Source organism: Pseudoalteromonas lipolytica, assembly GCF_900116435.1.
GTDB classification, from domain to species: Bacteria; Pseudomonadota; Gammaproteobacteria; order Enterobacterales; family Alteromonadaceae; genus Pseudoalteromonas; species Pseudoalteromonas lipolytica.
Map to the genome: position 1 here is coordinate 1 of NZ_FPAZ01000035.1, position 6222 is coordinate 6222.

Here is a 6222-nt window from a genome sequence, read left to right on the forward strand (position 1 = left end):
TTGGGAAACACTCATCTTCTCTAGTAAAGCCCAGCTTTTGTTTACTGTCATCCCAACTAGTATTTGGCTCTCCATCTATCATGGCAGCAATAATACGGTCAGAGCCACCTAGCTTTTTAAAGTAATCTATTTCATCAGCTACATAAGTCGAGTCAACCGCTCGTGGTGAGCAAAGCACAACAAGTAAGTTTGTTTGCTCTAATGCACCAACAATAGACGTACCTAAATCAGCATGGGCTGGTAGCTCTTCTTCATCACGAAAAATAGGGTAAATACGGGCAGGTATAGCATCGCCTCGACCATTTTTTTTCCCTACTAAATCTTTGGGGACTTCATAGGTTTCAATAGCTTGGTGTAACCAGGTAGCCCATTGCCTGCCTTGTTCTTTATTATCGGCATGACGGTATGAAATAAAGGCATGGTATTTATATTGGTTAACTTTCGATTGTTTACTTTCTTCCATGGAGAAACCTATTGTTATTATTTATATTGTTCAAGCTTTTTGAGATTCAATTTGATCAATAATATTATCAATATACCCTTCGCAAGCGTGTACTTCACCTTCATTAGAAGGAAGCAACACCTCATTCCCAAAATGAAATAAGTTGGTGATTTTATCAAGCTTTGGTACTACGTCACCGGAGTTTACTAAACGATAAACAGCTAACTTATCTTTATAGTAATTACAGTAATCAATTGTGCCAACAGGGGGAGCGCCAAACGTGTAAACCTCTATGTTTTCCCTTTTAATACCGAGTTCCACAAGATAACAACTGGTTAGTGTTGCAAGCGCCCCACCTAAGCTATGACCAGTTAGAATTATTTTAGATGTTTGATTAAAAACATCTATATTGTCGAAAACCGAGTTTGGAATATTGTTACTAGTATCTTTACTGTATTTTCGTAACGTTTGAAAAAACAACCTAAATGCTTGATAAAATCCACGATGTACATTACCGCGCTTTAAAAAACTTATGTCTTTAAAACTTAAGTTAGTCATCCAATCTTGTGGCTCTTGCGAACCTTGAAATACAATTGTTATTAGGTTTTTATTAGACTTTTCTTCTTTCTTTTGCAAATACATAAACTGTAAATCTATAACGCTTCTTTTACCTCGAATAAACGCTAAAAGCTGTGTAGTGAAGTTGTTCTTAAACAGCTTTTTATGACTACTCTTTGAGTAATAGTAATAATCGTCAAAGCTGTAATTAGAATTTATAGTGGTACTTATAATTGGTTCACTTTCATAAACTAGGTTCGACAATTGGCAAAGATAAAGCGCCTTATTAAAATCAAAGCCCATGTTAAAACTTAGTTCTGGTGATGTAAGCCCACTATTGCTGGTAAATTGCGTATGCCAATCGATAATAATTGGTCGTTTAAGTACAATCCTTAACGTAGAAAATGGTGGCAAGTAAGAATATATATCTGAAACATCAAAGGCGTTATTTAGGTACTTTACAGTTTCTTTATTTGACCAGTTGCCATCAGAATCCATTATTTCAATGCTTGATCCAGAGAGTTCCTTAGGAAATAAAGTTGCAAGACAGCAGGGCTTATTACTCGGTACGGCCAATAGGTGAGTTCCAGCGTCTAATTTTCTTTTCACGTTTAAATCCTTTCATATCAATTACACTTGTTCCATCAACGCTAAAGACTCCGCAATATGATAAATATTTTTATAGTCATATTTTATCGTATCAGGCTTTTTCTCTTCTAAATCAGTCCAATTCAATAGGCAATCATGAGTTTTCATTGCCTCATCTTTTGATTCACCATAGCGCCAGTTATTCACAATATGAAATGCATTCCAGCGATCGTGCTCGGTTCTTGCTAATTCATGCATTCTTTGTGTGAGTTGTTGATTGGTCAGCCCTGTTCGCTCTTTTATGAACGTTACCCAACATTCAATAATTTCGGTATTTAAGTCTGAAAACTCATTTAGATAAGGTAAAAAATCTAATGATTCCGATTCTTCAACTGTTGAACATTCAAATACCCCCGAAGGTATCGGACCACCTAAAGCTAACAACTTCATCGGGAAATGGCGTTTTTCAGTAAAATTTGAGCGTCGTTTAAAAAGTGGTTGATTCACCCAATGTAGCCACTTAGCTGAATCTATTGTCTTTTTATCGTGTATTTCTATTCGTTCAGATAATTTTTCAGCTGTTAAATCACATACTCCGAGCTCTGCTCTTGCATATATATTATGACTTCGTTGAGCTAGTAATTCGCTTTTACTATCCAATAATTGCTCAAAACTTAATATATGCTTTAAAGCGCCGAACGATTTTATTTGTTGATGCTCAATGTCGTGATTTAACGCATTATAATAGTGGAATGTTGTTGTGTTATCCGTCGTTTTCGACTGCTCTAAAGTGCACATATCATATAGGCGCAGTATACTTTTTAAGGCGATATTTTCATCTTCATTACATACAATTATATGGTTAAAATTAGACGGATTTTGAAGCTTTTGCTCTGTTCCAATAAAATTAATATCCCATAAATCCAAGCCTTTACCATTGCAATGTTCGAGTACTTGATGATGAGTAATAAAAAAATCATTATCTTCGCTTGATAATATCGAAATTTCTATTTTTTTATGGTTACAAAAATGAGCAAGTAATAATAACTCTCTAAGAACAGATTCACCAACCTCGTCAAAGCCAGAAATAAGCACGCTTACAGGTTCACTACTACTTGAACTAGTATCCGTATTGCCGCCTAAGTTCATAGACTGCACTAAGTCGATTGCTATTTTTTCACTTAAGTTAAATATATTGATTAACAAACCAGTAGACTGTTTTTTAATATTCTCGATTGAATAAAAAGCACTAGGTTCAAACAACTTGTAACTCATTACATTGTCGATACTAATATGACAATGGAGCTCAGGTTTATAGGGTGACTCTACTAATGTTTTTAAAATGGCTAAATTAGTTAAGTCACACCCAGTGATCGCGACCATTGCCTTTGCTTTTAAAATAGAGGCTTTTAATTGAATAGCTATTTCTGAAGCATCACCCATTATCAGTGTAACTTTCTTCTTTTTATATTGGATGAGCAATGAGTTGCTATGATCTTTTTCTACAATAACTACTTTTTCTTTTTTACTGAGTAAATCATCAATCAAAAAAGTGCTTTCGTCATTCAAACCATAAATAACATAATGTCCCTTATAATACTTGACTAAAAAGTTAGCTTTGAACCAACTGCCTGCAGTAAAAAAAGTAGCAAAGGCAATAGAGAAAAATACTGAGCATGCAGCTGTGAGCCTAGCCGCTGAAATTGCCCAGTGCTTTAGAGCCTCTTCAGCTGGTGATGAAATTAATGAAAACAATTTAATAGTGCTGTAACACACATCAAACCAGCGTGTTAATTCCGAGTGAGATATATTCGCTTTAGCAACATATACCGAGCTAAAACCATAAACACCTAAAACAAAAGTAACCACCACAAAACATGCTAATATAACAATACCAGTTATGTTTAATGGGGCTGAAGAGTTTGCTTTATTAGGTTTCATTTAAATTTCCTTTTGGCGAAATACACTAATTACACCAGTCTGTTGTATATTTATAAAAGTATAATTCATTGAAAATTCAACTTAATTTCTTCTTATTTAAATTCAGCAAGCGGATCATCTGATTGACTTGACTTAAGGCCTTTATCGTTTTTTGTTCCGGTATTTATACTTAAGCTCAGGTTTAGTCCTTCAACAAAAAAATTAGTCGTTTTTAATTGCTCAATATAAGAATCAATCATTGTTTTTCTTGTGTATAAACCTTTATCACCCAAATTCCAACGTTTTAATGAACCTGACTCTGCATCTATTCCAACCAGATATTGACCATCTGAGCTATATTTAATTTCGGGATAGCCAAATCCTACGTCGTGCTCATACAGTAGCTCACCTGTACTAACCGACCAAGATCTAACCCCCTCGAATATGGATGATGAACTGATTATTTTACCATCAGGGCTAAAAGCAATACTTAACAGAGCCGATTGATTAGCTGCGGAGTTTCCAATTTCAGAATGGAATTTGCCTTTTTCTATATTCCATACATGTATTGTATTTTTTGGGGATGAAATTGCCAATAACTTGCTGTCTGAGCTAAAAGCTACAGTGCTTTGTTCTAAATCGAATTCAAAGGTTCGCACCGTCATACTATCAACAAGGCTCAAGTTTCTTTTTTTATCTCCATCGGTTAATGCGGCTAATATTTTTCCATTTGGGCTAAAAACAACCTTTCGAGCTGTGTTTCGGAGAGATTTTGATACTCTCAAAACTTTGCCTGAAGATGTATCCCAGTACTTCAATACGCCATTTTGATGGCTAGTAATCAAAGTACCATCGCTAGGATGAAAAGCTACCGAGTAAAAGCGTTCAGCAATTTGAAATTTTGTTTTTAATTTACCTGTTTCATTATCAATAATAGTGACCTTTCTATTTTCTAAAAGGGCTGTATACCGTCCCTTTGGGCTATAAACAAACAGGTCGCCCAATCTCTTGCTAAAATGATAGTGCTTTTTAACTTTACCAGAGATTAAATCAACAAAATAAATTCTGTTATCTCGGCAAGTTCCGACTACTTCATGGTTATTCAGAGATATGTCAGCAATGTAAAAGCTAGATGAATTTTGCTCTAAGCATAAATTATTATAATCGAAGGAAATTGAATTTTCAGCCTCCCACAACTTTAGAGTGTGATCACTTGAAGCTGATATGATACTTCGATTTACGGAGTCATAAATCACGCTGCTAATTTTATCTAGATGCCCTCGTAAAATACCTTTTAATTTGTAGTTTTCTACATCCCAAATCATTATTTTTTTGTCGTCAGAGCCAGATACTAAAGTTTTACCATCTGAGCTAAAGTCGATACTATTTACAGCGCCATCATGTCCGGTAAGTTTTCTAATTAACTTTCCACTAGCAAGGTCCCATAAAATTATCGTTTTATCTTTTGATGCCGAAGCTACAACTTTGCCATCCGGACTTATAGCGATACTAGTTACACTATCAAAGTGCTTTTCTAGCTCTTCCTTAGAATCTTTTCCTATGACATATACACAGTCAGCACAGTCAAGATCCTTTGCAAAAGTATCTGTTAAATTACCGGATGACCTTTCCCAAACCTGTATTGTTTTATCATCCGAAGCTGAAACGATAATATCTCCAGTAGCGTTGAATACTACATCATTAACAGAGTCTAAGTGCCCGTTGAGTGTTCGAACTAATTTCCCCGTGTTTACGTTCCATAATCTTAGCGTCTTGTCATCAGAGGCAGAAACTAGCCAGCGACCGTTAGGACTATACGCAACGCTATTAACTGAGTTTGTATGCCCTGATAAGGTATGTAAGACAGTTCCAGTGTCTATATTCCATATTTTTATGGTACTATCAGTTGATGTGGTAGCTAATGTTTCATTCTTTGGATCAAATTTTACACTTAAAATCGAGGAAGAATGACCCGAAAACGTTTTTTTCAAAGTTCCAGTCTTCGCATCCCAAAGTTTGAGACTGCCATTTAAATCACCAGAAATTATTTGCATATTATCAGCGCTTAAATCAACTGCAGTCCCACCTGAATCTAAAGAAAGTTCTGCAATATTGACGGGGTTTTTAATGTCATTAAGCCTGAAAAAAAGCGCATTATCGTTAAATTCCTTACTATCAGGCTTTAAGTACTTTTGAGAATTCAATCTATAAATATAGGCATAGCTAAGCTCCTTTTCAGCGGCAGCGAAATCAGCTTTTTGTTTAAACGCCAGCCCCATATTATGATTTGCTTCAATTAAATTGTCCTGTGCTTGTTTTTGTTTTTCCAAAGCAACCTTTTCAGAATTGTTGGCTAAACTCTTTTGATACAAAGCTTCTTCTTTTTGAACATAAGCAAATAAACTAGCGCCAACCGCTGTAATAGCTAATACCGCCACAACCCCCAACCATCGCCTCAATTTCTTAGCCTTCAATCGTTCTTGTTCTAACTGATATTCTTTATCACGTTGGGTGAGTTCGCCTAAAGGTACACCTAAAATGCCTGCAATGATTTTAAGCAGCATTAGATGAAGTTGTTGCTGATAGGAATCGACCTTTTTATCTATGGTTTTGTTATCGAGTTTAGTCGTGCTTTTTAAGTGTTCACGATAAGCTGCGGGGGTCGTCCAGCCCTCTTCTGGCTTACCGTCATTATTAATTCTAAAATCTGCAGC

At 35.6% G+C, this 6222-nt stretch carries 4 protein-coding genes; all 4 read right to left on the reverse strand.

Features of this window, described 5'->3' with window-relative positions; all coding sequences use genetic code 11:
- Positions 1-463: toll/interleukin-1 receptor domain-containing protein (locus BM378_RS20055; RefSeq protein ID WP_143104610.1), on the reverse strand; the 463-nt coding region annotated here is incomplete at its 3' end.
- 30 nt (positions 464-493) lie between these two features.
- Positions 494-1609, reverse strand: a complete 1116-nt coding sequence (locus BM378_RS20060) for a lipase family protein (protein ID WP_143104611.1) — start codon at positions 1607-1609, stop codon at positions 494-496.
- Positions 1610-1630: 21 nt separating this feature from the next.
- Positions 1631-3529 carry an NAD-binding protein gene (locus tag BM378_RS20065; protein ID WP_065979376.1) on the reverse strand — a complete coding sequence of 633 codons (1899 nt, stop codon included), beginning with the start codon at positions 3527-3529 and terminating at the stop codon, positions 1631-1633.
- A gap of 92 nt (positions 3530-3621) precedes the next feature.
- Positions 3622-6222: WD40 repeat domain-containing protein (locus tag BM378_RS20070; protein ID WP_143104612.1), on the reverse strand; the 2601-nt coding region annotated here is incomplete at its 5' end.

Excerpts from the sequence above, each read along its gene's own strand:
- BM378_RS20065 (WP_065979376.1), bottom strand. The coding sequence starts at position 3,529 with ATGAAACCTAATAAAGCAAACTCTTCAGCCCCATTAAACATAACTGGT.